The following is an 891-nucleotide window of genomic DNA, read 5'->3' as shown; positions in this document are numbered from 1 at the left end:
GTCGCGCTCGGTGTGCGGCGGCTCGTGCTGCTCTCGGCGCGCGGCGAGGTCCAGGCGCTGCCCGCCGAGGAGGCGCTGCGGGCGTCGGGGGCGCAGTGGACGGTCCTGCGCTGCGCGTGGTTCCACCAGAACTTCAGCGAGGGCCCGCTGCTCGACCAGGTGCGCGGGCCGGAGCTGGCGTTCGCGGCGCCGGACGCGCTGCGCGAGCCGTTCCTCGACGTGCGGGACATCGCCGAGGTCGCGGTGGCGGTGCTCCGGGAGCCCTCGGGGAAGTACGTGCACGAGGTTCTGGACCTGACCGGTCCGGAGCTGCTGACGTGGGGCGAGGCGCTCGCGGCGGTGGCGGGGGCCACGGACACGGAGAAGCGGTACGTGGCGGTGCCGGTGGCCGGGTACGGATCGGCGCTGCAGGAGTTCGGGGTGCCCGAGGAGGAGGCCGACTTCCTGGTGGAGCTGTTCAGCACGCTGTTCGACGGCCGCAACGCGTCCCTGACCGGCGACGTGGCGCGGGTGCTGGGGCGCGGGCCGCGTGCGTTCGGCGGGTTCGCGACGGAGGCGGCGGCCGGGGGCGTGTGGAAGTGAGCTGAGCGCGCGGACAGGTGAGGGAGGGGGCCGGTGGGCCGGCCCCTTCGCCCGCGCGCCTACTCTTCCTGCTCCTCCGGCGGGGCGGGGTCGCCGCCCTTGCGCACGTGGGTGCGCAGCCGGGACGTCACGTCCTCGGGGGGCAGGAACTTCGACCAGCGTTCGGGGAACTCCGACGGCATGTCCGGGTCGTCGGTGTCGTCGCCGTCCTCGGCGTCGTCCGGGTCGCCGGAGTGCCGGGCGGTGCGGGCGGCCGCGCGGGCCACGTACTGCGCGGCGGCGGCGTGCCGCACCCGCTCGTTCGCGGCG

Annotated in this window: 1 protein-coding gene and 1 pseudogene; one reads left to right on the top strand and one right to left on the bottom strand. The window is 76.2% G+C overall.

The features are described 5' to 3' along the window. Positions 1-582, top strand: a 582-nt coding sequence (locus G3I40_RS17530; RefSeq protein WP_164303087.1) for an NmrA family transcriptional regulator, incomplete at its 5' end; no start/stop codon positions are given. A gap of 59 nt (positions 583-641) precedes the next feature. Here G3I40_RS17530 and G3I40_RS17525 read toward each other — a convergent pair. Next, positions 642-891 (bottom strand): annotated as a pseudogene (locus G3I40_RS17525) (YihY/virulence factor BrkB family protein); the annotation flags it as partial.

The sequence above is a fragment of the Streptomyces sp. SID14478 genome (assembly GCF_010548525.1).
Classification (GTDB): domain Bacteria; phylum Actinomycetota; class Actinomycetes; order Streptomycetales; family Streptomycetaceae; genus Streptomyces.
The sequence above is the reverse complement of the archived record's forward strand: the minus strand, read 5'-3'. Positions and strand labels throughout refer to the sequence as shown.